Source organism: Burkholderia sp. AU33423 (genome assembly GCF_002223135.1).
GTDB lineage: Bacteria > Pseudomonadota > Gammaproteobacteria > Burkholderiales > Burkholderiaceae > Burkholderia > Burkholderia lata_D.
In genome coordinates, this window is record NZ_NKFH01000007.1 from 460,744 (window position 1) to 485,647 (window position 24,904).

The window sequence follows — 24,904 nt, forward strand, 5'->3', positions numbered from 1 at the left end:
GGCAAACGAACGCGCCGCCCTTGGGCGGCGCGCTTTCTTTTGCAGGCGCGAAAACAGGGAACTCAGCCGACCGCGGCCGTCGACGCGCGCATGATCAGCCGCGGCTCGAACGTCGAATAGCTCGCATCGGTGCGGCCCGCGAGCGCGTCGATCAGCTTCTGCATCGCGAGCTCGCCCATGTTCTCGCTCTGGATGTCGACGGTGGTCAGCGCGGGCGCCGCGTATTCGCCGTACGGCACGTTGTCGATGCCGGCGACCGACACATCCTGCGGCAGCCGGAAGCCGAGCGACGTGGCCTCCTTCATGAAGCCGAGCGCGATCAGGTCGTTGTAGCAGATCACGGCCTGCGGGCGCTGCGGCCCGAGCATCACGCGCGAACACGCACGCTCGCCGGCTTCGGCGGTCGGCGCATGCGCATCGTGCACGTCGAGCGTGAGCCCGGCTTCCGCGAGACAGTCGCGCGCGCCCTGGATCCGCTCGTCGTTCACGCGTGCCGTGCCGAAGCCGAGATACGCGATGCGCGTGTGGCCGAGATTGAGCAGGTGGCGCGCGAGCATGTAGGTCGACAGCCGGTTGTCGATGCCGACGCTCGGAATCGGCAAGCCGGGGCTGCGACGCAGCAGCACGAGCGGCTTGTTGAGATCGAGCATCCAGCCGGCTTCTTCATCCGGCATCCGCGTGCTGACGATCAGCCCGTCGACGCGCTGCGCGAGCGCCTCGATCAGCGAGCGTTCGCGCGCCTGGCTCTCTTCGGTATCGACGAGCAGCAGCGTGTAGTCGTGCTGCAGCGCGACGCGGTTCGCGCCTTTCACCACGTTCGTGAAGTGCGGGTTGCTGATGTCGAGGATCACGAGGCCGATCGTGCGCGTGCGGCCGGTGATCATCGAGCGCGCGAGCGGATTCGAACGGTAGCCGAGCCGGTCGATCGCCTCCTTGAGCCGTGCCTCGACGGTCGGTGAGAAGCGCTGCGTGCCGTTCACGTACTTCGATACCGTCGCGACCGACACGCCGGCTTCCGCCGCCACGTCGCGGATCGTCGGGGAAACTTTTTTCATTCGAAGGGTAACGTTTTCGTTCCGTAAGGCCGGATTGTGGCAGAAAAAGGGCGCGCGCGGCCACGCGTCGATATCGGGAAAGTGCGGATGGCTGCGACCGGGTTCGGCCATTGACGTTCTGCAGTGCGCCCGCGTATAGTTGGAAAACGTTTTCCGATTCAGTCAGATTTCAGGTCAGATTCAAGGAGAGTCAATGAACGCCTCATCCACCGGCGCGCGCAAACCGTTCGGGCGCCTGCTGCTGACGGGCGCGGCCGGCAACCTCGGCCGCCAGTTGCGCGGCGCGCTCGCCGACTGGGCCGACGTCGTGCGCGTCAGCGACATCGCGACGCTCGGCGACGCGGCCGCGCATGAAGAAACCCGCGTCGTCGACCTGGCCGACCGGGCCGCGGTGATGCAGCTGGTCGACGGCGTGGACGCGATCGTCCACCTCGGCGGCATTTCGGTCGATGCGCCGTTCGACGATCTCGTCGGCGCGAACATCACCGGCACGTACAACCTGTACGAAGCTGCGCGCAAGCACGGCGTGAAGCGGGTCGTGTTCGCGAGCTCGAACCATGCGATCGGCTTCCATCCGGTCACGGAAGTGCTCGACGCCGATTCGCCGCTGCGCCCCGACAGCCTGTACGGCGTGACGAAGTGCTTCGGCGAATCGCTGTCGCGCTACTACTTCGACCGCTTCGGGATCGAGACCGTGTGCCTGCGGATCGGCTCATCGTTCGAAGTGCCGAAGAATCCGCGCATGCTCGTGACGTTCCTCAGCTATCGCGACTTCATCGAGCTGGTGCGCTGCTCGCTGCTGACGAACCGCGTCGGGCACGCGATCGTGTATGGCGCGTCGGACAACCCGGTGAAGTGGTGGGACAACACGAAGGCCGGCTTCCTCGGCTTCCGTCCGCGTGACAGCTCCGAGCAATTCGCCGGACTGTTTCCGGTGACGGCGCCGACCGCCGACTACGACGATCCCGCGCAGCGGTTCCAGGGCGGCGGGTTCGTCGTCGGCGAGCCGATGGAGCGCAACGCGTCGTAAGCGTCGCGGGCGTCGCGCCTCAGCGCAGGATGTCGGTCGCCTTGTGCCGCTCGTCGACGCCGTCGATCAGGATCAGCGGACCGCTCGCGTGCCGCGCGCGCAGCGGCTGGATCTGCCGATACGCATCCGATTCGTACCACGCGCGCGCCGTGTCCAGATCGGGAAACGCGATCGCGATCAGGTCGCCGCGCCACACGCCTTCACGTACGTCCGGCCGCGCGCCGTGAATGACGAAATGACCGTCGTACGGCGCGAGCGTGCCGTCGATGCGTTCGAGGTATTCGAGGATGTCGTCGCACATCTCGACGTCGTGCAGGTGGGCGATGGCGTAGGCGGTCATGGCTGGCTCCTCGATGTGATGCGGTTCGTGCGTCGATGGAGCCATCATCGCGGCGCGGGCGGCGCGCGTCGATTACCTGCGACGTAAGCAAATCTGCGCGGCTGCGAAAGGGGGCAGGCGCGCTCCGGCAGACTCACCGCGCGTGCGGCACGGCAGCGTCCGCGCATACCGCTTGTCCGCACGCATCGTCAGTCGCGGCGCGGCGGCGGGGCGTCGCCGTCAATGCGCGTTGCTGCAAGCCGGATCGCTGCCTCGCCGCTCGGCCGAATCGCACCAGTAACCCGGCCGCCACGCTTCGAACGTGACCGCTTTCGCCGCATCGGCGCGCGTGACGCGCACCGGGTCGGCTTTCAGCGCGTCGCCGTTCGGGTCGTCGTTGAAGCGCCAGTTCCGGAACACCTCGCGATGGAACACCCACGTGCGATGCGCGTTGTCGTAGCGAAACGTGACACGGTCGCGCCAGTGGTCATGGCCCGCGAATACGCCCTGTTCGACCGTGAAGGTGCGCGGTTCGATCGTGAGCGCGTTCTCGGCGACGCCGTCGAGATACGGGTCGCCCATCCCGCCTTCGTCGGCTTTCATGATCACGGTGTCGTTGCGCGCTGCGAGCCGGTAGTGCCCGTCCTTGCCCGGCAGGAAGATCATCAGCGGACGCAGCGACGCCTTGCGCGTCGAGTCGTCGGCCCGATGCGCGACGACGACATAGCCGACATGGGGGCTGTCGGTCAGTCGCCCTGACGCGGCATCCATCGCTTCGTAGCCGGCGGGTAACTGCGCGACGATGTCTGCCGGAAGCTCGGGGGCGTCGGGGCACGCGAACGACGCAGGCGTATCGGCGCACGTCCTGGCGCAAGCGCTGCCGATGCCGAACGTCAGCAGTGCGGCGACGAAGAGTCCTTTAATGTCGGGGATCGTCATGCGAATCGGGTCTTGAAGTCGCGCCGCGGAAGCCGGCGCGCGCGCGTCGACTCGACTCGCCGCCGCGCGGGTTGAGGTTTTTTCAGGTGACGCAGTGTAACCAGTCATGCGCGCTTGCGTGTCGGCCGCGGGGCCGGTAGCGGTGCCTGTGCCGACGCCGGCGCTTCATCGGCCTGCGCGCTCAGCCGGTCGAGCATCCGTTGCGCGGTTTCCGCGCAATCCTCGCCCTCCGGCTTCTTCTCGATCTCGTCGATCAGCACCTCCAGATGTTGCCGGTTCTGCGCCAGACGCTGTTCGAGCAGCACGATTTCGTCGACCTTGTGCCGCAGCGCGACCAGCAGCTCGTCGCGCGGCCACGCGCCGAGATCGGGCGGACACACCGCGCGGATCTCGTCGAGCGTAAAGCCCGCGCGCTGCGCGCGGTCGATGATCGCGAGCCGCATCAACGCTTCCGACCCGTATTCCCGATAGCCGTTGGCCTGCCGACGGGCCGGTTCGAGCAGCCCGCTCGCTTCGTAGAAGCGGATGCGGGACGCCGCGAGGCCGCTCGCCTTCGCCAGTTCGCCGATTTTCATGCAGTGCTCCAAAGGGCTTGACCTTGAAGTTGACTTTAAAGTTATCGTTGGGCATCGTCAATCGAGGGTGCCCTCCATGAACCTGTTTACACCGCTGACACTGCCCAACGGGGCGGTGATTCCGAACCGTCTGGCCAAGGCCGCGATGGAAGAGAACATGGCCGATGCGAACCACGCACCGTCCGATGCGTTGCTGCGCCTGTACCAGGCGTGGGCCGATGGCCAGGTCGGCCTGATCCTGACCGGCAACGTGATGGTGGACGGTCGCGCGATGACGGGGCCGAACGGCGTCGTGCTCGAGAGCGATGCGCATCTCGACCGCTTCCGCCGCTGGGCGCAGGTGGCGCGCTCGGGTGGCGCGCACGTGTGGATGCAGATCAATCACCCGGGGCGCCAGATGCAGGCGGCGCTTGGCCAGACGACGCTCGCGCCGTCGGCCGTGCCGCTCGCGCTCGGTGCGCTGTCGAAGCAGTTCCCGGTGCCGAAGGAGATGACGCCGGCCGATATCGCCGACGTGCAGCGGCGCTTCGTGCGTGCCGCGCAACTCGCGGAGCAGAGCGGCTTCACCGGCGTGGAGATCCACGCGGCGCACGGCTACATGCTGAGCCAGTTCCTGTCGCCGCTGACGAACCGCCGGCAGGACCAGTGGGGCGGCAGCATCGAGAATCGCGCACGCCTGCTGCTCGACATCGTGCGGGACGTGCGCGCGACGGTGTCGCCGGAATTCGCGGTCGCGGTCAAGCTGAACTCGGCCGATTTCCAGCGCGGCGGCTTCAGCGCGGACGATGCGAAGCGCGTGGTTGAACTGCTGAATCCGCTCGGCGTCGATCTCGTCGAACTGTCGGGCGGCAGCTATGAAGTGCCGGCGATGCAGGGCGAGGCGCGCGACGGGCGCACGCTGGCCCGCGAAGCGTATTTCCTCGAATTCGCGCACGACATCACGGCCGTCGCGCGGATGCCGCTGATGGTCACGGGTGGCATCCGGCGTCGCGTGGTTGCCGAGCAGGTGGTCGACAGCGGCGTGGCGATGGTCGGCATCGCGACCGCGCTGTCGATCGAGCCGAACCTGCCGCGCGACTGGCGGGCCGGCAAGGACAGCGCGCCGGTGCTGGAACCGATCCGCTGGAAGAACAAGGCGCTGGGCGCGCTGGCCAACATGGCCGTCGTCAAGTTCCAGCTCACGCGGCTCAGCGAGGGCCGGCGCACGCACCCGCAGGTGTCGCCGCTGCGCGCGCTGGTCAGGCAGCAACTGGCCGCGCAGTGCCAGACACGGCGCTACCGGAAGTGGATGGCGGGGCGCGCGGCGGGCACGCGTGCGTGACGTGCGGTCATGCGGCCCGGCGAGGGGTTCGTCGGGCCGCTGTTCGCCGAGCCACGGCGTTCATGCGGTTGCGTGAGTGGCCGCGCATTCGCGGTGAGGTAGCGATGAATGTCCCCGCCGCAGTGCCTGCGCACGGGCGGCGGGGGCGGCGCACCGCACCGCATCAGAACCGGTAGTTCGCCACCACTTCGAGCCGCCGGTCGTTGCCGAGCAGGTACTGCGTCTCGTTGTAGTACGCGGACTGCACGAAGCGCCGGTTGAACACGTTGTACGCGCGCGCGGTGATCGTCGTGTCCTTGCGCGGCTTCCACGCGAGGCCGAGGTCGACGGTCGTGTACGACGGCATCACGAGCTGGTTCGCGGTGTCGGCGAAACGCTTGCCGACGTACTTGACGCCCGCGATGCCCGTCCAGTCCGGCGCGAAGCGCCAGCTCACCCACAGGTTCGCGAGCCGCTGCGGCACCGACACCGGCACGTTGCCCGCGCGCGATACCGTCGTGCCGCCGGACGTCTGCTGGAAGTCGTCGTATTTCGCGCGCAGGATCGACACGTTCGCGTCGACGCGCCAGTCCTTCGCGATCTCCGCGCCGACCGTGGCCTCGAGCCCGCGCGACGACTGCTGGCCGATCTGGATCGACTGGTTCGGATTCAGCGGATCGGCCGTCAGGAGATTGCTCTTGACGATCCGGTACGCGGCCAGCGTCCATTCCGCCTTGCCGCCGAGGAACGACTGCTTCACGCCGATCTCGATCTGCCGGCCGGTCGCGAGCGCGAAGTTCGCCTTCGACGCATTCAGCGACAGCAGCGAGCTGATCGGATCGGCCGCGACCGAGTACTGGCCGTACACGGCGAGGCCGGGCTGCACGTCGTACACGGTGCCGATGCGCCAGCCCGTGTTCGCGAACACCTTCGTGAATGCGCCGCCGTTCACGAGATCGTCGCGGTTCACGCTCGCGTGGTCGTAGCGCAGCCCGCCGATCACCGACCAGCGCGGCGTGATCTCCAGCCGGTTCTCGGCGAACAGCGCGTACTGGTTCGCCTGGCTGCGGTACTTCGGATAGGTGCCGGCCGTGTTGATGAAGCTGCCCGGATCGAAGTTGAACGGATCGACCGTCGACGTGCCCGAATACGGCGAGTTGTTGTCGTGCTGGAACGTCGTGTGATTGAACTCGACGCCCGTCGAGAACGTGTTGCGCATCCCGAGCAGCGCGGTGGTGACGGTGGCCGCCGTCACGTTGCCGTACTGCTCCTGGTCGTGGAAGATTTCCGTGAAGCTGCTGCGCCGCACTTGCGCGGTCGACGGCAGGTACGTGTAGTACTCCGCATCCTTCCAGTGGCGGTTGCTCTTCATCCGGTAGAGCGTGCTCGTCACGTTCAGGCTGTCGCTCGGCTGCCAGTTCGCCGACACCGTCGCCCAGCTGTCGCGGAACGCGATGTCGCTGTCGCCGACGTTGTAGTTCTTCTTGTCGAGCGCGCGATCGCGCGCGCCGTTCACGAGCGGCACGCCGAAATACTGCATCGGATGCTGGAAGCCCTGCGCGTACGACGCGGTCACGTACAGGTCGGACGTCACGTCGTAGCGCAGCGCGCCGGAGATCGACAGGTTGCGCGAATTGCCGCGGTCGACCCAGTTCGACGAACGGTTGCCGCTGATGTCGAAGCGGTACGACAGCTTGTCGTTGATCGCGCCGCCGCTGCCGAACGCGACCCGCGCCGTGCCCTCGGTGCCGCCGCCGACCTGCAGCTCGTTCCGGATCGCGCCGCGCGTCGGCTTTTTCGGCACGATGTTGACGACACCGCCGATCGCGCCTTCGCCGTAGATCACCGACGCCGGGCCGCGCAGCACGTCGATATGGTCGACCGACCACGTGTCGAACGGAAACGTGATGCCGATCGCGCCGTACGGGCGCACGCCGTCATAGAGCTGCGTGACCGACGACGCGCCGACGAAGCCGCGCGCGCCGAGCTCCGAGCCGCCGTTGCCCGGATGCGGCGATGCGCTGATGCCGGCGGCGCGGCTCACCGCGTCGACGATCGCGCTGTCGCCGCGCATGTCGAGCGTCTTGCGATCGATCTGCTCGACGCTCGCGGGCGTTTCGAGCGAAGTCAGGCCGAGACGGCTGCCGGTGTCGAGCGGCTGCGTGAGCGGTGTCATCTTCTGGGCGTTGACGCGAATCGGCGCGAGCGTCGCGCCGGTGCTCGCGGCATCGCTTTCCTGTGCTTGCCCGGCGGGCGAGAAGGCCGCGAGGACGGCGGCAGGCAGCATCAATCTGAACTTCATGTTTCGGTATCCTTTGAATCTGTTCAATGCGGTGTTTCTTGTCAGGCCGGGCATCAGAACGCGTACCGCATGCCGGCGAACACGCTGCGGCCTTCGCCCGGATAGAAGATCGCGGTATTCGCGGTGCGCGCATCGGCGACCGTGCTGATGTCGCTCACATAGCGCTTGTTGGTCAGGTTGCGCGCGTCGACGAACAGCGAGAGGCCATTGCGGAAGTCGTAGCCGGCCTGCAGCCCGAGCAGCGTGTAGCTCGGCACGCGCAACGTGTTCGCATCGTCGGCCCACGCGCCCGACGGCACCCAGTCGAGCGTCGCCGCGATGTGGAAGCCGCTCGGCCGCGCGTAGCCCAGCGTCGCGCGCAGCACGTTCAGCGGCACGCCCGCGATCCGGTTGTTGCCGTACTGCGGGTCGTTTTTGAAGCGGAAGTCGTTCAGGTTCCAGATGCCCGACAGCGTGACCTTGTCGCCCGCGCCACGCCCGGTGACGTTGCGCAGCAACTCGACCGACGCGCCGGCCTCGATCCCTTGCAGCACCGTCTTGTTCGCATTGAACGTCGACGCCGGGACATCCGGGTTCGTCGTGTACTGCAGCAGCTGGTCGCGCACGAGCGAGCGATAGGCGGTCACGTCCCAGCTCACGCGCTCGCGCGAGCCGCGCGTACCGAACTCGAGGGTCCACGCGTGCTGCGCCGCGAGCGGCGTGAAGCGCGTCGTGTTCGAGAAGGTCTGCGTGAGGTCGGTGAAGTCGGGCACGTCCTGGCTGCGCGTGATGTCGACGTAGGCCTGGGTGTTCGCATCCGGCTGCCACAGCAGCCCGAGCTTCGGATTGGCGCCGCTGTAGCTCGCGTTCGTCGACTTGTAGTTCGGGTCGCGCGGCAGCCCGCCGTTGTCGATGTACTCGCGCACCGAGTGCAGCACCTTCACGCCCGTCATCAGCGCGACCGTCGGCACGAAGAACAGCCGGTTCTCGACGTACGCCTCGTAGTTGAACGCCGTCTGCGTCGAGTCGAGCGTCTGCGCGCCCTTGTTGCCGTTGACGTTCACGTACTGGTTCGCCTGCGTGCGGCCGCCGAAGAAGCGCGCACCGACGATCAGGTCGTTGCGCATCCCGCCGAGCGTCAGGTGGCCCGTGTAGCGCGGCGCGAAGCCGTAGGTCCAGCCGTCCTGGTCGAGCGCCTGGAAGATCGGGTGATAGAGGCTCTTGTGGATCGCCCACGTGTCGAACTGCAGTTCGCCCGAATCGAGCTTCACCGTCGTGCGGTTCGCGATCCGCTCGGTGCGGGTGTTGCGCGCCTGGTCGCCCGATATCGCGTTCGGCGCGGCCCGGGTCGGATTGTTCAGCGCGTCGGACAGCGACAGCGTGCCGGGCAGCAACTGGTCGACGACGTACACGCCGACATAGAAGCGCGTCTCGACCGTCGGGCTGAACCGGTAGCCGACGTTCGCGTTGAACTGCTCGTATTGCCCCTTCGAATGATCGCGGTAGCCGTCCGCGTGATTGACGCTGAAGTTCGCGAGGAAGTCGAGCGGGCCGAGCACGCGCGAGATCTGCGCGCTGGTGCGCACCGTGCCGTAGCTGCCGCCTTCCACGCGCACGATGTTCGGCGCGTCGGCGGTATCGGCGGTCGGCGTGATGAAGTCGATCGCGCCGCCGAGTGTCGACGCCCCGTACGCGAGGCCGTTGCCGCCCTTGTAGACCTGCACCGCCTGCAGCGCGAGCGGATCGATCTGGTAGTAGTCGCCGCTGCCGTCCGCGAGGTTGGTCGGGATGCCGTCCTGCAGGATCTCGAGGCCGCGCGTGTGGTACGAGCGGGCGATCCCCGAGCCGCGAATCGACAGCCGCAGCTCCTGGCCGTAGCGGTTCTCGACGAACACGCCGGGCACGTCCTTCAGCACGTCGCGCAGCGTGAACGCGTAGGTGTTCCGGTAGCTGTCGGCATCGACGAAGCCCACCGAGCCGACCGTCTGCTCGAGCGTGCGCTTCAGCTTGCCGGTCGATGTCGATGTCAGCGAGTCCATCTCGCGGGTTGCGTTGACGTGGATCGCGGGCAGCGTCGACGCGGCCGGTGCATCGGTGGGCGCGTCGGCGCCTTGCGCGCAGGCGGCCGACGCGAAGAGAACGGAAATCGCGCCGGATAGCGCGGCGGCAATACGGGTTGAGGTAAACATGTCGTTGTACGTATGGTTATGGTGACGATGACGAGTCGGACACGATGCGCGCCATGCGCGGCGCCGGCCGCCGCGCGTGGTCACGCGCGCGGGTTCGGCATCGGGCACCGGCAGGGCGGGCAGGCGAAGCGGACGGCGCCGCGCGGTGTGCGGCGGCGCGGTCGCGAGGGGCGTCAGGCGCGGGCGGAAGGCGGCCCGCGCGCGGCGAGCGCGTAGCGCTTCGCCGGGTGGCGGGCAGAGGGGATCAGCGGCGCGGGCGGCGCATGCTGCACGGCCGGGGAGGCGGACAGGAACACCGCGTACTGCAGCGGCGGATGGCCGGCGAGCAGGCCGCAATAGCCGCAGCGGTCGAAATGCCTGTCGGATGGAGAATCGGCCAGCGAATCGGACGGCGCATGCGATGCCGCGTGCGCCATGAGTGTGTTGCCGGTGGCCGAGCAGATCGGCGCGGCCGGCAGGCCGTCATCGGGCGCGGCAGCGCGCAGTTGCGAGATCAGCGGCGCGACGAGCGCGAGCACGAGCGCGAACAGCCCGAGCCACGCGGTGGCCCGGGCTTGTCGCGTCGTCGCGCCGCTTACGCCGGCGCGCGATGAATCAGGCCGCCGCGCGTGCCGCACGGCCGAACAGCAGACGGTCGATCAACCAGACCGCGACGATCGTCGCGCCCATCAGCGGAAAGACGACGCCGAGCAGCACGAGCCCCGCGATCCAGCCGCGCATCGGCGGCGCGCCGCGTTCGCGCGACGGCGCCCCCAACTTGGCCGCAGGACGGCGCTTCCACCACATCACGGTGCCCGTGACGGCCATCGCGGCCAGCCCGAGCGACAGCACCGCGCAGACGATCTGGTTCGCGAGCCCGAAATAGCGGCCCATGTGCAGCGACGTGCCGTACGACACGGCGCGCGATACCGCGCCATAGTCGTCATAGCGGATGTCCTTCAGCACGGCCCCGCTGTATTGGTCGAGGTAGATCGTCCGCTCGGCTTTCGGGTCGTCCGGGAAATACGACGCGGTGAACACGCCGTCCGCGCCGGACGGCAGCGCGAGCGTGTAGCCGCTCGTCACGCCGAGGCCGGCGACGATCGCGATCGCGCGGGCCAGCGGCAGCGGTGCCGGCGTCGGCGCCGACGCCGACGCCGACGCCGACGGCGAATGCGGGACGGGCACGTTGCCGACCGCCCACGGCGTTTGCGGCAACGGCAGGTCGTCCATCACCATCCCCGGCATCGACTCGCCGGATTCGTGGTGATGGCCGGACGGTGCGGCAGCCTCGGCTGGCGCGGGCGCCGCGGCGGCACCCGGGCGCGTCGAGCGTACCGACCCGCCGCCCCATGCGCCTTCCGGCGCGCCGAGGTTCACGGTCGCGGCCAGCGCCTTGAAGTTCTTGCCCCACGAGCCCGACCACGGCAGCCCCGTCAGGATGAACGCGACCGTGCCGGCCGCGAGCCAGATGCCGGCCGTCGCGTGGAGGTTTTTCCACAGCGGCCGGCCGCGCAGCGACAGGTCGGGGCGCAGTGCCCGCCCGACGCGCGCCGTGCCGCGCGGCCACCACAGCGCGATGCCGGTGCCGATCATCACGAAGGTCCAGCACGCGGCGAGCTCCATCAGCAACTCGCCCGTCTTGCCGAGCAGCAGCTTGCGATGCAGCATCCGGTCGATCTGCATGAAGCGATTCTCGACGCTCAGTGTGCCGAGCACACTGCCGTCGTATGGGTTCACGTACACGCTCTCGCGGCTGCCGTCGCGCAGCCGGAACACGTATTCGGCGCTGCGGTCCGGCGCGGTCGAGACCTGGACGGACACCGGCGTCGCGCCGGCCGGCATCGCGGTGCGCGCGCGCGCGAGCAACGTGTCGGAATCGAGCCGCGGCGTGGCGCGCGGCTCGACGACGAGCCGGTGCGGATACAGCAGCGGCTCGATCTGCGGCTGGAAGCAATAGAGCGTTCCGGTGATCGCGAGAACCACCAGGAACGGCATGACGAACAGGCCGGCATAGAAGTGCCAGCGCCACAGTGTCCGGTAGCCGGCGTGGGCGGATTGGGCGGGCGAGATCGCCCGTTCGACGGTGGTCGACATGGTGTCAGCTCCTCGTGTTCGTTGAGCGGCCACGCCGGCGCGGGCCGGCGGACGTCAACGCGCGTTGCGCCCGCCGGCGCGCATCGATGGCACGGGCGGCGCGGCGCCATGCGCGGAAGAGGCGCAGGACGGCGTCGCCCGCGCGAGGCGGGCAGGCGGGTGAACGCTTGAATCAGGTCGTGTAGGACGAACGGCATGCAGGCCCGCGCACGTCGACGTGCACGAGCCGCGGGGCAGAACCGTCAGCAGGACAGGGGAGGGGCGCGGGAGGGTGGGCGATCGTCGAAGATCGATCGCACGACGGGAATACGGTCGAAGTGAATCCGGAAGCGCCGCGGCGCGGCGGCGGGAAACAGCAGCACCAGCAGCACGAACGACGCCAACGCGGTGAACAGCGCGGCGCCGAATGCGCACAGGCTGTCGCCGCTGCCGGGCGACGCCGTGTTGTCGGCATGCCCGTCATGCTTGAGCGCATCGGCGAGCGCGAGCGCGTCGTTGGCCGGTGTGATCGGCGCGCCGGCATCGAAGCGGGCAGCCAGCGCGGCCACGTTGACGATCAGCGGGCCGCGGCCCGAACACAGCACCACCGAGCCCGCATCCGGACCGTCCGGATCGAGCATCACGGCGCCCGACATCAGCGCGCGGGACAGCAGCGTCACGAGGAGGAATCCCCACAGAAGCTGTCGCGCGACGCCTTGCCGGAGCAGGAAGCGGCGAAGTGCATTCATGGCGCGCGATTGTACCTCCGTTTGCGGGGCGGGGCCGTCCGCCACGCTGATGCACGGCATCAGCCCGGCGAGTTGCCGGAAGCAGACGAAAGCACGCGGGCGGCTATTCGGAACCGAACGGGTTCCCGGGGATCATGCGGCGAGGTCATCGGGCATGCGCGTGCCGCGAATCGGGAAGGGCCGCCGTGGCCGTGCGTGACGCCCGCGGCAGCCGATGCATGGCGCCGGCTCAGGCCGGATACGCATCGTCGACTTTCAGGTTCGCGAGCCGGAACAGCGTGCGCAGCGTCTGCGGATGAATGTCGCGGTGCGCGGCGAGCGACGTCAGCATGAAGTCGAGCACTTTCGCGTAGCGGAGCAGCACGAGGCAGCGCGCGAGATCGGGCGTGCGGCCGCGCATGTCCTCGGCGAGGTGAACCATTTCGGTGGACAACGAGCGTGCCATCTCGAGTTCCATCTGCTGTTTTTCGGTCCAGTCGGGCAACGGCTGTTCGAGCAGCTTCGCGAGAAAGAGCTGGAACGACGTGTCGGACGAATTGGGCAGCGCATCCATGAAGGGGCCTCGTCACTTGCTCGGATCGTTCGGGTGTATCCGCTGGATGCGCCCGACGGTGGGTTCGTGTCCGCGCGGTGATCGGCGCGGTGGTCACCCGAACGGGACGCAGGTTTCGTACCAGCGGCGCGAGACGATTGTTGAGTATTGTTGAGCGGCGATGCGACGAGGGCGGAGAGTCCCGCCGGTACTGGGTGGGGGAAGGGACCGAGGAGGCGGTCTACCGGCGCGGCGCGATGCAGATCGAGTGCGCGGAGCGGCTCGACGAGGCGAAATGCTTCACGGATGTAACGTAACGCCGGGAGAAATTGCGTGGCGCGTTCCCCGGCAGTCTGACGAAACGGACCGGCCCACGCGTGCCGCCTGCACCGGTCAAGCGTTCGGCCCGCCGGAAGCGGGGGAACGGGATGTCCGCCATGCCCGGCGAAAGCCACCGGCGAATGTGACGGATGTTTCAAATCCGAGACGGATTTTGCCGATGGCGATCCGGTTGCGCGCCCCGTCCAACTGGCCCAGCGAATTGTCGAGCAATTGTCCATGGGCAGACAGCGCGCGTTTGCCAACAATCCCCTGATCATCCCTGCGAGGTTCGACATGAGCGTCCACGCCTTTTTCTCGGCCAACCTGCTGCTGGCCTACACGGCCTATTTCATCGGGACGGCCAGCCCCGGGCCGAGCAACCTCGCGATCATGTCGGTCGCCGCGAACCAGGGCCGCAAGGCGGCGCTCGCGTTCGCGCTCGGCGTCATTTCGGGGTCGATGTTCTGGGCGACGGTGGCGGCGCTCGGTGTGTCGGCCGCGCTGCTCGCGTGGTCGAAGCTGCTGGTCGCGATCAAGCTCTTCGGCGGGCTGTACCTGCTGTGGCTCGCGTTCAAGTCGGGGCGCACGGCGTGGTCGGGCAAGGCGGCGGCATCGCTGAACGCAGCGGGCGAGCAGCGGCTGTCGCGCTTCTTTGTACGCGGCGCGATGCTGCATCTGACCAATCCGAAAGCGATCCTCGTGTGGGTGTCGATCGTCGCGCTGTCGTCGAACGGCGCGGGTGCGTCGCACGGCGGCGTCGTGCCGGGCTGCATCGTGATCGGGTGCCTGGTGTTCGGCGGCTATGCGCTCGTGTTTTCGATGGACGGCGCGCGCCGGCTGTACGTGCGCGGCCGGCGCGCGATGGAAGCGTGTCTCGCCGTCGTGTTCGGCGTGGCGGGGATCCGGCTGCTGGTGTCGAACGTCTGACGCGGCACGCCCGCATATCTAGCGGGCGGCGCGCCGGGCCGTCGAGCGGGTGGCGTTACCCGGCTGCTCCGCCGGACGCGTGAACAGCGACACGATCGTCTGCCGGAGCCAGCGGTGCGCGGGATGGCTGTCCCAGCGCTGATGCCAGATCACGCAGTAAGGCCGCGCGGGCATGCGCACCGGCGGTTGCCGCGACACCAGTTCCTTTTCGTGGATCGACAGATCGAGCAGCGTGGTCGGCAGCACGCCGATGAAATCCGACTCCCGGATGATCGCCAGCGCGGGCGAGTACGCATTCAGCGTGAGGACGAGATTGCGCTGCAGGCCGTGCGCGGAAAGCAGGCTGTCGTACACCGGCACCCGCATGCCGGAAAACCCGACGTCGAGATGCCGCGCGGCGAGAAAGCGCTTCAGCGTGAGCGGCCCCTTCGCGAGCGGGTGATCCTTGCGCATCAGGCAACTCCAGTGGATCGGCCACATCTCGTGCGTGCGCACGCCGCTGCTCGGGCTCGAGTCGTTCAGATAGCCGCCGATCGCGAGGTCGACGCCGCCGCGGTCGAACATGGCCGGCAAGTCGGCGACGCTGAACGGCGTGAGCTCGATCCGCATCGATGGCGCATGCGTGCCCATGTACTGCGCGAGGCGCGGCATGATGCGCTCGACCGAGTAGTCCGACATCGCGATCGTGAAGGTGCCCCGATGCGCTTGCGGGTCGAACTGGTCCGGCGAGATCGCCTGCTTCAATGCGTCGAAGTGCGGCTGGACCGCCGACCACAGCTCGCGCGCCCGCGCGGTCGGCCGCACACCCGTGACGGTCTTCTCGAACAGCACGTCGCCGAGCGATTCGCGCAGCCTGCGCAGCGCATTGCTGACCGCCGACTGTGAAAGCGCCAGCCGTTCGGCGGCGCGCGTGACGTTGCCTTCGGCCATCAATGCCGCGAACACGCGCAGCAGGTTGAGGTCGAGCTGACGGAACACATCCTTCATCGCACATCTCCCATTCGGGTGCCGGCATCCCGCGCGTGGCGTCGGGAGCCGGAACATCGTGGCGGCCAGTGTCCGGGCCGCGGGCCGTTCGCGCAAGGTCGCGTTTGCCCTTGCGGAGAGCCGGCTGGCGCCGCGACGAAGTCGCGCGCCGCGCTCGCACCGTTATTCACGTTGGTGATGATCATATTCCGGAAATCCGTTGGACGCGGTAACGGTGCGCATCGAACATGAGCACGAAACCGCTGCAGCCAGCAGAGGGAGGAGACAAACGATGAAAGAGGATGCAGTGAATCCGGCGGGCGCCATCGCGCTCGATCGCCGTTCGGCTGCGCCGCAGCCGTCTGCACGGGCAGGCACGATGCGCGACGTCGCGGCGGCCGCGGCAGGCAACGCGCTCGAATGGTTCGACTTCGTGATCTACGGCTATTTCGCCAGCGTGATCGCGAAGCTGTTTTTTCCGGTGGCCGGGCCGGTCGGGTCGCTGCTGCTCGCGACGGCGACCTTCGGCGTGGGGTTCGTCGTGCGGCCACTCGGCAGTGTCGTGCTCGGGCTGTACGGCGACCGGTACGGCCGCAAAGCGGCGATGTCCGTCACGATCTGGCTGATGCTGGCCGGCACGGCCGCGATCGCGGTGGCGCCGCCGTATGCGCAGGCCGGCTGGCTCGGCGCCACGATTCTCGTGCTGGCGCGGCTCGTGCAGGGCTTCGCGGCATCGGGCGAGTTCGGCAGCACCGTCGCGTTTCTCGCGGAAAAGGCGCCGCCGCATCGACGCCATTTCTTCGTGAGCCTGCAGATGTCGAGCACGATGCTGGCCATCGTGCTGGGCGGCACGATCGGCACGATCCTGACGACGTCGCTCAGCCCGCATCAGCTCGAAAGCTGGGGCTGGCGCGTGCCGTTCGTGGTCGGCCTGCTGATCGGCCCGGTCGGCTTCTACATCCGCAGGAGCGTGTCGGAAACCGACGCGTTCGTGCACGGCGAAGCGCTGCCGGTCGCGCAGGTGCTCAAGCGCCTGTTCGGCGAGCATCTCGCGTCGTTCCTCGCGGCGAGCGGCGTGACGATCGTCAGTACGGCCGCGTTCTACATGGTCCTGATCTACATGCCGACGTTCGCGGTGAAGCAACTCGGGTTGCCGATGTCCGCGCCGTTCATGAGCACGACGGTCGCCGGCATCGTGATGGTCGCGATCGCGCCGCTCGCGGGCCTGCTCGGCGACGTCTGGCGCCGGCCGGTCGCGATGGTCGCCGCCGCGATCGTCGTGCTGTCCGCGATCACGCTGCCGCTCTATATGTGGGTCATCGCGAGCCCTTCGCTGCGCAACCTGCTGATCATGCAGGCCGCTGCCGCCGCGCCGATGGGCGTGCTCGTCGGGCTGGTGCCCGCGCTGGCCGCGCGCGCGTTTCCGGCCGCGGTGCGCAGCACCGGGCTCGCGGTGTCGTACAACATCCCGACGACGGTCTTCGGCGGTTTTTCCCCGCTGATCGTCACGTGGCTGATCGCGACCACGCACAACAAGGCGTCGCCGGCGCTGTACATCGTCGCGATGTCGGTCGTGAGCCTGGTCGCGCTGCTCGGGTTTCGACGCATGCCGAGCGAATAAGCGAGCCGGATTCGGTTTCGATCCGTATCGCTGAAATAGAGGATAACGAATGAAATGTCGATATATGGAGGCGTGGAAATGATCGGCCGTCCCGTCACTCTCAACAGGAGAAATCACGCATGAAGTTCACACCCACTTTCGCACCGCCCAGCGAGGCGGAACTCAAAGGACGCCTCGACCGCGTGCGCGCCCGCATGGCGGAAGCCGGCCTCGATCGCTATGTGGCGTTCTCGCCGGACAACATCTACTACCTGACGAACTTCGCGAACATCGTCCACGAGCGGCCGTTCGTGCTGGTCATTTCGCGCAGCGGCCCGCCGCAGTTCGTCGTGCCGCAGCTAGAGCAGCCGCATGTGCGGACGCGCTCGATCGGCGAACTCGAGCTGATTCCGTATTTCGAATTTCCGGCGCCGGCCGGGCGCGAATGGAGCGACCGGTTCAAGGCGCTGTTCGGGGCGGGCGAACGTGTCGGCGTCGAGTCGGTGTGTCCGTTGCAGGTCTATGCGCAGACGCCGGGCGAGCGTGTATGCATCGACATCATCGACGACGTGCGGATGATCAAGTCCGACTACGAGATCGGCCGCCACGTGTATGCGTGCGGGATCGCCACCGACGCGCACAACCTGCTGCTGAACGAAGCGCGCCCGGGCCTCGGGATGGCGGAGATGTCGTCGCGCATTCGCGGCTTCATCATGCAGCGGCTGCTGGCCGACGATCCGACGCTGAACCCGTTGGCCACGCGGATCGTCGCGGTGTTCCAGCCGGGCAGCGTGTCGCACGATCCGCACAACTTCAGCAACATCGACATGCGGATGGAAGAGGGCGGCCCGCACGTGTCGATCGTCAATGCGGTGATGAACGGCTACGGCGCGGAAGTCGAGCGGACTTTCTTCCTTGGCCACGTGCCCGACGCGGCACGGCGCGCGTTCGACGTGATGTCGGAAGGGCGGCGGCTCGCGTTCGACGCGGCGATGCCGGGCGCGCTGCTGAGCGACGTCGATCGCAAGGTCAACGACTATTTCCGTCGCGCGGGAATGGGCGACCGGATGCTGCACCGGACCGGGCACGGGATGGGTGTCACCGCGCACGAGGCGCCGTTCTTTGCCGAAGGCTACGACCGGCCGATCGAGAAGGGGATGTGCCTGACGATCGAGCCGGGCATCTATATCGAGGGTGTCGGCGGCTTCCGTCATTCCGATACGGTGCTGATCGGTGACGAAGGCCCGGTTCAGTTGACGGGCGGCCCGCTCGATCTCGACGCGTTGACGTTCCCGATTCGGGCGTAATCACGCGCGGGTGCAAAAAAGCCGCTGCACCGGCGCGTGCAGCGGCTTTCTCACGAACGGCCCGCTTCGGAACTTGCAGCCCCCATCGACGAACGTCAAGATCTGCACCCCATGATCCCCAGGATTGTCATATCGGGCATCATGGGCTCGCCTATCGTCACGAAAGACAACGGTGACGAGGCTTTCTTCGCGCCGAACATGGACGCGCCGGGTGCTTCTCGGCAAGATGGCGCAGATCATGAAAGATATCGATGTGCGGGGAGGATCGTGATGGTGCGTTTCGTTTGTTCACTGCTCTTGCTGGCGGGGCTGTGTGCCTGCTCGTTTGCGTATTCCGTGGAATCCGGGATGAACAATCCGCTGTTATCGGAATTGCGTCCGTGGTGCATCGGTCGCCTGATGTTCGACCGGCCTGTCTCGAGCGAGATCTCGAACGAGCTTTACGAATACCGCGGTGAAAAGCTGGTGACGACGCACGACGTGTCAGTGGAGGACTACGACGCCAAAGTCGCGGCGCGGGAGAAAGAACTGCGCACTAAACAGCGGGTGAATCCCGTCGATCTGCAGGAGCAGACGGGACGCATGTCGCTGGAAAAGGCCTTCTCTCCGGTGTCGCACTCACGGGTTTTCGTCTTCAACGATGCGGTGGTGAAAGCTGTCGCCTTGCCGTTCTATACGGAAGGCTATCTGTTCGCGAACCGCACGCTCATCCGGACGACGAGCTTGATCGGTGCGGATGTGCTGGACCGCGCCGAAAGCATCTATGACGACACCTACCGCCGCATCAAGGTACGCGACAACTGGACCGTGCCGACGGAATCGGGTTTCTGTTTCGATGGTGGCATCGTCACGGGCCCGTCGACCTACTCGGAAGAAGTCAGCCAGTCGTTCGCGTTGATGCCGGGCCGACCGGCGCTGCTTGTGATCAAGCTGCGGGATGCGGTGGACGTAGATCTGGAGCAACCGCTCACCCGCAATCTGCGCGCGCTGCGCGCGACACTCAATCGCATGCCGGGACGCTACAGCATCCTGCGCCAAGGCAAACGGCAGGTCGCCGGCATGGACGCGGAGGAGGTGCTGTTTGCGCTCAGGGATGGCGCGGTCACGGTCTATCGCTTCTACCTGCTCGCGCCAGGGAATCCCGCGACGGTGGAGCAGCCGCATGCATCGGTCGAACTGCTGCTGGGCGCACCCGCGCGTGACGACTTGCCACCGGAGAAGGCCACCTCGCCGGTCGACGAAGCGGGCGCGTTGCAAGTATGGGACACACTGCTGAACAGTCTGCGCGCGAGGCCTGGTGCGATCTGACCGGAGGCGGACGAGGTGGGGCGCGCACTCAACCCGATGACTCCGCCGCACCGACGCGCGGCGGAGGGCACCCGAATCAGAGCCGCTTCAGAAAATAAAGCCCGTATTGATGAACTTCGAGTGGTGATCCGACACGATCGAATCGAGCAGCTGCTTGCTGCTGTCGGTCTGCTTCGCCGCGACCATCGAGCGGATCGAGAACGCGCGCAGCGCATCGCTCACCGACAGCGTGCCCTCGGCCGAATCCTTGCGGCCCGCGAACGGGAACACGTCGGGCCCGCGCTGGCACTGGCAGTTGATGTTCACGCGGCACACCTGGTTCACGAGCGGATCGACGAGCGCGCCGATCTGCGCCGGATCGGAACCAAAGATGCTGACCTGCTGGCCGTGATCCGACGTCGTCACGTAGTCGAGCGCGGTGTCCACGTCATCGAACGTCGCCACCGGAATGATCGGCCCGAACTGTTCCTCGCGATACAGCTTCATCCCTTCCGCCACCGGGTACACGACGGCCGGATAGAACAGCGTCTTGCTGAACTCGCCGCCCGAATGATTGACGACCTGCGCGCCCTTGGCCTTCGCGTCGTCGATCGCGTCCGTCATGTAGGCCGTGCGATGCATGCCCGGCAGCGGCGTGATGCTGACGCCTTTCTCCCACGGCATGCCGATCTTCAGCTGTTCGAGCGCGGCGGTGAAGCGCTTCAGGAATTCGTCGACGATCGAACGATGCACGAGCAGCATCTTCAGCGCGGTGCAGCGCTGGCCGTTGAACGACAGCGCGCCGAGCAGGCATTCCTTCACGGTGAGGTCGAGATCGGCGTCGGGCAGCACGATCGCCGCGTTCTTCGCGTCGAGGCCGAGGATCGCGCGCAGCCGGTGCGACTTCGGGTGCTGCTTCTTCAAATGATCGGCGACCTTGCTCGAGCCGATCAGCGCGAGCACGTTGATCTTGCCCGACGCGAGCATGTGCGGCACGACCACCGCGCCCGGCGCATAGATCGTGTTGATCACGCCCTTCGGGAACGCGTCGCGGAACGCTTCGAGCAGCGGCTCGAACAGCAGCGTGCCGTACTGCGGCGGCTTGAACACCACGGTGTTGCCCATCAGCAGCGCGGGGATCAGCGTCGCGAAGGTCTCGTTCAGCGGGTAGTTGTACGGGCCCATGCACAGCACGACGCCGAGCGGCGTGCGGCGGATCTGGCCGATCGTGCCTTCGGCGATCACGAAGCGCGAATTCGCGTTGTCGAGCTCCTTCAGCGCGTCGATCGTCTGCGTCATGTACGTGACGGTGCGGTCGAACTCCTTCTGCGAATCGGCGAGGCTCTTGCCGATTTCCCACATGATGAGGTTCACCACCAGTTCACGCTGCGCGACCATCCGCTTGATGAAGTCCTGCATGCACGCGATGCGCTGCTCGACTTTCATCGTCGGCCACTCACCGCGGCCGGCGTCGTACGCGCGCACCGCGGCGTCGAGCGCCGCGTCGCTTTCCGTTTCGCCCATCACCGGGTAGCTGCCGATCTCGACCTGCTCGACGCTGCCGTCAGCCTGGCGCACGCACACGGGCGACAGCACAGTCTTGGTCGCGCCGTCCCACGGCCGCAACTCGCCGTCGACGAGCGACACGCGCTGGTGAATCGGCGAAGTGAGCCGGTACTCGGCGGGGATGTCCTGAAAGGCGGGAAACAGCTGCTGCAGGGAGGCGGAATCGGGCATGACGGTCTCGTTTGACGGGGTGTCCGGGAAGGACGGGCGATGCGAATCCTGAGCTGGGAAATCCTCGATCCTGAATCGGCATCATGACGCGCGGACGACGACACGTCACGCATGACCATGGCCGATTCAATAATTGGAACCAGTTCCATTAAAAAGGAACGCCGGCGTGAATGCAAGAATTGCCGAATCGCGCCGCATGCACCGTAAGCATTCAGAAAGACTGTTGCCGAATGCTTGGTATAAGCCGCCAACAGCGCTCGCAAACGTTTCAAACGGGCTGGTTTCAGCGGATAATGGCCCGGCGCGGTGAAGAAAAAAATGAAGTGAGCCTGAGAGCATATGTAGTGAAGAACGGAAGAAGGTCCGCCGCGCTGCCGATGCGAGGTCGGCTGCCCGGAGCGCCGGGTCGGGGTTGCCCGGTCCGGCGCGCACCGGACTTCGAATGCGCGCCGTCCGCTTCGACGGATGTTTTGTCATCCTCTCCAGTCCTTTCGTCGTCGTCTCCCGAATTCCGCCTATTGCCTGGCCCTTCATCGCCTGATGCGGCCGAAGAATTTCTTTCGTTTTTATTACGCATAAGCCACGCAAAAGCACGAAACAGAAAGGCATTCGTCAGGAATGCAGAGCGCCATGCGCATGCACGTTGCGGGCAGGCGACACGCGCTACACGTCGGCGAGCGATCTCGTCACGCTGCCGTCGTTCACCGTGTTCAACCTCGGCGCCGGCTATCGCAGCAAGAAGGTCGACGTGACGCTCACGCTCGACAACCTGTTCAATCGCCGCTACTTCATCGCCGCGCACGGCAACGCGGACCTGTACAACATGCCCGGCGATCCGCGCACGCTGACCGCCACGGTGAAGTGGCACATGTAATGCACGTGATGCCTACGCCGGGTGACAATGCGAGTCTTCGTCACGATGACCCGCACCTCACTGCCCATGATCCGCCAATCGATTGATGTGTCGAGCCTGATCGGCCGCGCCAGCGTGCTGTGCGCGGTGTGGTGGCTGGCTTGTGGCGCGGCCGCGGCGCACGCGCAGACGATCCCGGCCGACGCCGAACCCGAATGCCATTCGGTGTACGTCGGCCGTGCGATCACGTTGTCGGGCCGTTACTTGGTCGATTACGGCGACGAAGAGAGCGGGGAGGACGTGTGGTTCGAGGAGGACGACGCATCGGCGCGGCGCCTGCCGGACCGTTCGCAACGCGCGGGTGTGATCCGGTTCACGAACCAGCGCGATGCACGGCGCAGTCTGCGGCTCCCCGCCGCGCAGCCCGTTGGCGTATGCCGCTTCGACGGGCGTGCAACGGTCGTGATCCGCGATCTGGAAACCGTGTGCCCAGGGCTGGAAGAGCCCGATCACGCGCGGCTGGTGAAGGTGGTGAAGGCCAGTCTGCCGACGCGATACGCGTGCGAGGCCGCCGCGCCATGAGGCTGGCGCGGCCACGCTTTTACTCGACGTCCTCGTCGTCCACCAGATCGCCGCCATCCGCGTCGAAACCGGGCGCCGCATACGCGCTCGCCTGCTCGAGCAGCCAGCCGCGAAACAGCTCCAGCGGCTTGCTGTGGCTGAGCTCCGTCGGATACACGAGGTAGTACGCGGAATCGCCGACCGTCGCCGCGTCGCACGGCACCACCAGCCCGAGCTGCTGCAACTGTTCCTCGACGAAGAACTTCGGCACGAGCGCGATGCCGAGCCCGGCCGCGGCCGCGCTGATCAGCATCGTGTGCAGCTCGTAGCGCACGCCCTGCATCGTGCGGATGTCCTCGACGCCGTGCGTCTCGAACCACTGCGCCCACGCGCCGGGGCGCGTCGTCGAGTGCAGCAGCGGGTAGGCGAGCAGATCCTCGACGCTTTGCACGGGCCCGTCGAGCAGCGCCGGCGAGCAGATCGGCACGACTTCCTCGCCGAACAGGTAGTCGGACGACGTGCCGGGCCAGGTCGGCTTGCCGTAGTGGATCGCGGCCTCGAAGTGGGTGTCCTCGAACGAGAACAGGTCGGTGCGGCTGCCCATGTTCACGCGCACGTCGGGCGTGCGGTCGTAGAAGCTCTTGATGCGCGGGATCAGCCAGTGCGACGCGAAGGTCGGCAGCACCGCCAGCTCCAGGTAGCCGCCGCCGCTGCCGTGCGCGATGATCGACAGCGTGTCGCGGTCGAGCGCCTCCAGCGCGCGCCGCACCTGCGTGCCGTACAGCTTGCCGGCGCGCGTCAGCACGACACGCTGCTTCACGCGGGCGAACAGCCGCACGCCGAGGCTCGCTTCGAGCGTCGCGATCTGGCGCGAAACCGCGCTTTCGGTCAGGAACAGCTCCTTGGCCGCGTGCGTGAAGCTTTCGTGGCGCGCGGCGGCTTCGAAAGCCACGAGCGCGCCCATGTTGGGAATCTTGAATTTACGCATGATGCTTGATTTGTCTGACGAACGGGGCTCCCGCAGCGTGAGCGCGAAGGGCGGGCAACGAACGGCCAATAATTCCAAAAACTCATCACATATCAATTTAATCTCGCTTTACGCCCGGCTGCAACCCTTTGAATAATGCTCCCCACGCAAGGTCAGGCGCCCGTGGGGCGGCCGGCCGACGAGTTGCCGGCACGTTTGCCGGCGGTCCCCCGAGACGAGAATCCTGATGCGCAATCCGAATATCGAGAGCTTGCTGACGAAGTTGCTGGGACAGGCGAAGACCGACGCCCTGTTCTCGACCCTGAACATGCCGGCCATCCTCGAGGAATGGGAAGACGGCGTCGTGACGCGCGCGGAAATCGCGCAGGCGATGAACATGGCGCTGTTCGAAGGGCTGCTCGAACGTTCGGCGAACGGCCGTGCGTATACGGCCGACGCGGTCGAAAGCGGCGGCTCGGTCTATTTCGACCACGGCGCGCTGCGCACGGTGCGCTGGCCGCACACCGGCGCGCTGCCGCCGGGCGAGGCCGCGTTCACGCGCATCCTGCGTCCGCTCGGCTTCCGCCTGAACGGCCGTTACCCGCTCGACAAGCTCGGCATGACGGGCCGCGCGTATGCACATGAAGACGCACCGGACGAAATCGCGCAGTTCTTCGTCAGCGAGCTGCATCCGGAACGTTTCTCGAAGGAATTCCAGCAGGCCGTGACGAACGTCGTGAGCACGTCGCGCGATCCGCTGTCGCCGGCGGCCGTCGCGCTGCTGTGGGAAGTGGAGCGCGAAGGCTGGCTGTCGCCGGAGGCCGCGCACGCGCTGCTGCCGGAGATCGTCGGCGCGTTCGCACGCCAGCACGACGTGCCGAGCGAACTCGACTACGAGACGCTGCTGATGGAATCGGCGGAAATGGCGTGGATCGCGACCGAAGGCAATGCGTTCAATCACGCGACCGACCGCGTCGCCGACGTGTTCAAGCTGTCCGACGACGAGAAGGCGAAGGGCCGGCCGATGAAGCCGGAAGTCGAACGCTCGCGCTCGGGCCGCGTGTTCCAGACCGCGTATCGCGCGGATACCGTCGAGCGCGAATTCCGCACGCGCGACGGCGGCACGGTGAAGCGCAACGTGCCGGGTTCGTTCTACGAGTTCATCACGCGCAAGCGCACGTTCGACCAGGCGGCGCGCCGCTGGGTGACCGACCTGCGTTTCGATGCGGGCAACGCGCAGGGCATCTTCAAGATGACGGCGAACGCGGCGAAGTAACGAAAGGAAAGCGGGGGCTGCGCCGGTCGCGACCGATTGGCCGGCGCACGCATGCACCGCGGCCTGAAGCGCCCTGCG

24 protein-coding genes are annotated in these 24,904 nt (G+C 67.0%); 9 read left to right on the forward strand and 15 right to left on the reverse strand.

Features of this window, described 5'->3' with window-relative positions; genetic code table 11:
- Positions 1 to 62 precede the first annotated feature (62 nt).
- Complete coding sequence (locus tag CFB50_RS20565) at positions 63 to 1,166, reverse strand: LacI family DNA-binding transcriptional regulator (protein ID WP_089447047.1); 1,104 nt, start codon at positions 1,164 to 1,166, stop codon at positions 63 to 65.
- Between the two features lie 82 nt (positions 1,167 to 1,248).
- On the opposite strand from CFB50_RS20565, the gene CFB50_RS20570 reads away from it, so the two are divergent.
- Positions 1,249 to 2,085, forward strand: a complete 837-nt coding sequence (locus CFB50_RS20570; RefSeq protein WP_069250721.1) for an NAD-dependent epimerase/dehydratase family protein — start codon at positions 1,249 to 1,251, stop codon at positions 2,083 to 2,085.
- 19 nt (positions 2,086 to 2,104) lie between these two features.
- Here CFB50_RS20570 and CFB50_RS20575 read toward each other — a convergent pair whose 3' ends face one another.
- The 3 genes from CFB50_RS20575 to CFB50_RS20585 form a co-directional block, all read right to left on the reverse strand.
- A complete protein-coding gene (locus CFB50_RS20575) occupies positions 2,105 to 2,425 on the reverse strand; it encodes a DUF1330 domain-containing protein (protein ID WP_069250722.1) in 321 nt (106 codons plus the stop codon).
- Positions 2,426 to 2,644: 219 nt separating this feature from the next.
- Positions 2,645 to 3,343 (reverse strand): hypothetical protein, encoded by a 699-nt coding sequence (locus tag CFB50_RS20580; protein ID WP_069250723.1) that lies wholly within the window; start codon positions 3,341 to 3,343, stop codon positions 2,645 to 2,647.
- A gap of 104 nt (positions 3,344 to 3,447) precedes the next feature.
- The gene (locus CFB50_RS20585; RefSeq protein WP_069250724.1) at positions 3,448 to 3,918 is read right to left on the reverse strand and encodes a MerR family transcriptional regulator; all 471 of its coding nucleotides are present in this window, start codon (positions 3,916 to 3,918) and stop codon (positions 3,448 to 3,450) included.
- Between the two features lie 76 nt (positions 3,919 to 3,994).
- Between CFB50_RS20585 and CFB50_RS20590 the strand changes: the two genes are divergently transcribed.
- A complete protein-coding gene (locus CFB50_RS20590) occupies positions 3,995 to 5,239 on the forward strand; it encodes an NADH:flavin oxidoreductase/NADH oxidase family protein (RefSeq protein ID WP_089447048.1) in 1,245 nt (414 codons plus the stop codon).
- Positions 5,240 to 5,402: 163 nt separating this feature from the next.
- On the opposite strand, the gene CFB50_RS20595 is transcribed toward CFB50_RS20590, so the two are convergent.
- The 7 genes from CFB50_RS20595 to CFB50_RS38870 all read right to left on the reverse strand — a co-directional run bounded on the left by CFB50_RS20595 (position 5,403) and on the right by CFB50_RS38870 (position 13,651).
- Positions 5,403 to 7,520, reverse strand: coding sequence for a TonB-dependent receptor (locus tag CFB50_RS20595; protein WP_089447049.1), 2,118 nt, complete (start codon positions 7,518 to 7,520; stop codon positions 5,403 to 5,405).
- Positions 7,521 to 7,573: 53 nt separating this feature from the next.
- Positions 7,574 to 9,688 (reverse strand): TonB-dependent receptor family protein, encoded by a 2,115-nt coding sequence (locus CFB50_RS20600; RefSeq protein ID WP_089447050.1) that lies wholly within the window; start codon positions 9,686 to 9,688, stop codon positions 7,574 to 7,576.
- A 173-nt stretch (positions 9,689 to 9,861) separates the two neighbouring features.
- Positions 9,862 to 10,305, reverse strand: a complete 444-nt coding sequence (locus CFB50_RS20605) for a DUF2946 domain-containing protein (protein ID WP_069250728.1) — start codon at positions 10,303 to 10,305, stop codon at positions 9,862 to 9,864.
- Positions 10,283 to 11,764, reverse strand: a complete 1,482-nt coding sequence (locus CFB50_RS20610) for a PepSY-associated TM helix domain-containing protein (protein WP_089447051.1) — start codon at positions 11,762 to 11,764, stop codon at positions 10,283 to 10,285. Before CFB50_RS20610 ends, CFB50_RS20605 begins: the two co-directional genes overlap by 23 nt.
- 242 nt (positions 11,765 to 12,006) lie before the next feature.
- Complete coding sequence (locus tag CFB50_RS20620) at positions 12,007 to 12,492, reverse strand: hypothetical protein (RefSeq protein ID WP_069250730.1); 486 nt, start codon at positions 12,490 to 12,492, stop codon at positions 12,007 to 12,009.
- A gap of 229 nt (positions 12,493 to 12,721) precedes the next feature.
- Complete coding sequence (locus CFB50_RS20625; RefSeq protein ID WP_021162626.1) at positions 12,722 to 13,045, reverse strand: hypothetical protein; 324 nt, start codon at positions 13,043 to 13,045, stop codon at positions 12,722 to 12,724.
- 372 nt (positions 13,046 to 13,417) lie between these two features.
- On the reverse strand, positions 13,418 to 13,651 hold the full coding sequence (locus CFB50_RS38870) for a hypothetical protein (RefSeq protein ID WP_144020675.1): 234 nt from the start codon (positions 13,649 to 13,651) through the stop codon (positions 13,418 to 13,420).
- Between CFB50_RS38870 and CFB50_RS20635 the strand changes: the two genes are divergently transcribed.
- Complete coding sequence (locus CFB50_RS20635; RefSeq protein ID WP_069250731.1) at positions 13,640 to 14,272, forward strand: LysE family translocator; 633 nt, start codon at positions 13,640 to 13,642, stop codon at positions 14,270 to 14,272. The two genes, CFB50_RS38870 and CFB50_RS20635, sit on opposite strands and share 12 nt — an antisense overlap.
- A gap of 18 nt (positions 14,273 to 14,290) precedes the next feature.
- Here CFB50_RS20635 and CFB50_RS20640 read toward each other — a convergent pair whose 3' ends face one another.
- Positions 14,291 to 15,259, reverse strand: coding sequence for a LysR family transcriptional regulator (locus CFB50_RS20640; protein WP_069250732.1), 969 nt, complete (start codon positions 15,257 to 15,259; stop codon positions 14,291 to 14,293).
- Positions 15,260 to 15,530: 271 nt separating this feature from the next.
- Between CFB50_RS20640 and CFB50_RS20645 the strand changes: the two genes are divergently transcribed.
- The 3 genes from CFB50_RS20645 (at position 15,531) to CFB50_RS20660 (ending at position 19,453) form a co-directional block, all read left to right on the forward strand.
- Positions 15,531 to 16,859 carry an MFS transporter gene (locus tag CFB50_RS20645; protein ID WP_069250733.1) on the forward strand — a complete coding sequence of 443 codons (1,329 nt, stop codon included), beginning with the start codon at positions 15,531 to 15,533 and terminating at the stop codon, positions 16,857 to 16,859.
- 119 nt (positions 16,860 to 16,978) lie between these two features.
- Complete coding sequence (locus tag CFB50_RS20650; RefSeq protein WP_089447053.1) at positions 16,979 to 18,145, forward strand: M24 family metallopeptidase; 1,167 nt, start codon at positions 16,979 to 16,981, stop codon at positions 18,143 to 18,145.
- A 348-nt stretch (positions 18,146 to 18,493) separates the two neighbouring features.
- Entirely contained in the window at positions 18,494 to 19,453 is a 960-nt protein-coding gene (locus tag CFB50_RS20660) for a T6SS immunity protein Tli4 family protein (RefSeq protein WP_179254208.1), read from the forward strand.
- An 87-nt stretch (positions 19,454 to 19,540) separates the two neighbouring features.
- Here the strand turns inward: CFB50_RS20660 and CFB50_RS20665 are convergent, their stop codons facing one another.
- Entirely contained in the window at positions 19,541 to 21,169 is a 1,629-nt protein-coding gene (locus tag CFB50_RS20665) for an NADP-dependent glyceraldehyde-3-phosphate dehydrogenase (RefSeq protein ID WP_089447056.1), read from the reverse strand.
- 126 nt (positions 21,170 to 21,295) lie between these two features.
- Positions 21,296 to 21,646: a hypothetical protein gene (locus CFB50_RS40630; RefSeq protein ID WP_240158856.1), complete on the reverse strand. Its 351-nt coding sequence runs from the start codon at positions 21,644 to 21,646 to the stop codon at positions 21,296 to 21,298.
- A 166-nt stretch (positions 21,647 to 21,812) separates the two neighbouring features.
- On the opposite strand from CFB50_RS40630, the gene CFB50_RS20670 reads away from it, so the two are divergent.
- A complete protein-coding gene (locus CFB50_RS20670) occupies positions 21,813 to 22,043 on the forward strand; it encodes a TonB-dependent receptor (protein ID WP_256979171.1) in 231 nt (76 codons plus the stop codon).
- Positions 22,044 to 22,070: 27 nt separating this feature from the next.
- Positions 22,071 to 22,604, forward strand: coding sequence for a hypothetical protein (locus tag CFB50_RS20675; protein ID WP_231937885.1), 534 nt, complete (start codon positions 22,071 to 22,073; stop codon positions 22,602 to 22,604).
- 19 nt (positions 22,605 to 22,623) lie between these two features.
- On the opposite strand, the gene CFB50_RS20680 is transcribed toward CFB50_RS20675, so the two are convergent.
- On the reverse strand, positions 22,624 to 23,571 hold the full coding sequence (locus CFB50_RS20680) for a LysR family transcriptional regulator (RefSeq protein ID WP_069250739.1): 948 nt from the start codon (positions 23,569 to 23,571) through the stop codon (positions 22,624 to 22,626).
- Between the two features lie 226 nt (positions 23,572 to 23,797).
- On the opposite strand from CFB50_RS20680, the gene CFB50_RS20685 reads away from it, so the two are divergent.
- Positions 23,798 to 24,826: a DUF1338 domain-containing protein gene (locus CFB50_RS20685; protein WP_089447057.1), complete on the forward strand. Its 1,029-nt coding sequence runs from the start codon at positions 23,798 to 23,800 to the stop codon at positions 24,824 to 24,826.
- The last annotated feature ends 78 nt before the right edge of the window (positions 24,827 to 24,904 follow it).

Excerpts from the sequence above, each read along its gene's own strand:
- CFB50_RS20565 (WP_089447047.1), bottom strand. The coding sequence starts at position 1,166 with ATGGCCGAACCCGGTCGCAGCCATCCGCACTTTCCCGATATCGACGCG.
- CFB50_RS20570 (WP_069250721.1), top strand. The coding sequence starts at position 1,249 with ATGAACGCCTCATCCACCGGCGCGCGCAAACCGTTCGGGCGCCTGCTG.
- CFB50_RS20575 (WP_069250722.1), bottom strand. The coding sequence starts at position 2,425 with ATGACCGCCTACGCCATCGCCCACCTGCACGACGTCGAGATGTGCGAC.
- CFB50_RS20580 (WP_069250723.1), bottom strand. The coding sequence starts at position 3,343 with ATGACGATCCCCGACATTAAAGGACTCTTCGTCGCCGCACTGCTGACG.
- CFB50_RS20585 (WP_069250724.1), bottom strand. The coding sequence starts at position 3,918 with ATGAAAATCGGCGAACTGGCGAAGGCGAGCGGCCTCGCGGCGTCCCGC.
- CFB50_RS20590 (WP_089447048.1), top strand. The coding sequence starts at position 3,995 with ATGAACCTGTTTACACCGCTGACACTGCCCAACGGGGCGGTGATTCCG.
- CFB50_RS20595 (WP_089447049.1), bottom strand. The coding sequence starts at position 7,520 with ATGAAGTTCAGATTGATGCTGCCTGCCGCCGTCCTCGCGGCCTTCTCG.
- CFB50_RS20600 (WP_089447050.1), bottom strand. The coding sequence starts at position 9,688 with ATGTTTACCTCAACCCGTATTGCCGCCGCGCTATCCGGCGCGATTTCC.
- CFB50_RS20610 (WP_089447051.1), bottom strand. The coding sequence starts at position 11,764 with ATGTCGACCACCGTCGAACGGGCGATCTCGCCCGCCCAATCCGCCCAC.
- CFB50_RS20620 (WP_069250730.1), bottom strand. The coding sequence starts at position 12,492 with ATGAATGCACTTCGCCGCTTCCTGCTCCGGCAAGGCGTCGCGCGACAG.
- CFB50_RS20625 (WP_021162626.1), bottom strand. The coding sequence starts at position 13,045 with ATGGATGCGCTGCCCAATTCGTCCGACACGTCGTTCCAGCTCTTTCTC.
- CFB50_RS20635 (WP_069250731.1), top strand. The coding sequence starts at position 13,640 with ATGAGCGTCCACGCCTTTTTCTCGGCCAACCTGCTGCTGGCCTACACG.
- CFB50_RS20640 (WP_069250732.1), bottom strand. The coding sequence starts at position 15,259 with ATGAAGGATGTGTTCCGTCAGCTCGACCTCAACCTGCTGCGCGTGTTC.
- CFB50_RS20645 (WP_069250733.1), top strand. The coding sequence starts at position 15,531 with ATGAAAGAGGATGCAGTGAATCCGGCGGGCGCCATCGCGCTCGATCGC.
- CFB50_RS20650 (WP_089447053.1), top strand. The coding sequence starts at position 16,979 with ATGAAGTTCACACCCACTTTCGCACCGCCCAGCGAGGCGGAACTCAAA.
- CFB50_RS20660 (WP_179254208.1), top strand. The coding sequence starts at position 18,494 with ATGAACAATCCGCTGTTATCGGAATTGCGTCCGTGGTGCATCGGTCGC.
- CFB50_RS20665 (WP_089447056.1), bottom strand. The coding sequence starts at position 21,169 with ATGCCCGATTCCGCCTCCCTGCAGCAGCTGTTTCCCGCCTTTCAGGAC.
- CFB50_RS40630 (WP_240158856.1), bottom strand. The coding sequence starts at position 21,646 with ATGACAAAACATCCGTCGAAGCGGACGGCGCGCATTCGAAGTCCGGTG.
- CFB50_RS20675 (WP_231937885.1), top strand. The coding sequence starts at position 22,071 with ATGCGAGTCTTCGTCACGATGACCCGCACCTCACTGCCCATGATCCGC.
- CFB50_RS20680 (WP_069250739.1), bottom strand. The coding sequence starts at position 23,571 with ATGCGTAAATTCAAGATTCCCAACATGGGCGCGCTCGTGGCTTTCGAA.
- CFB50_RS20685 (WP_089447057.1), top strand. The coding sequence starts at position 23,798 with ATGCGCAATCCGAATATCGAGAGCTTGCTGACGAAGTTGCTGGGACAG.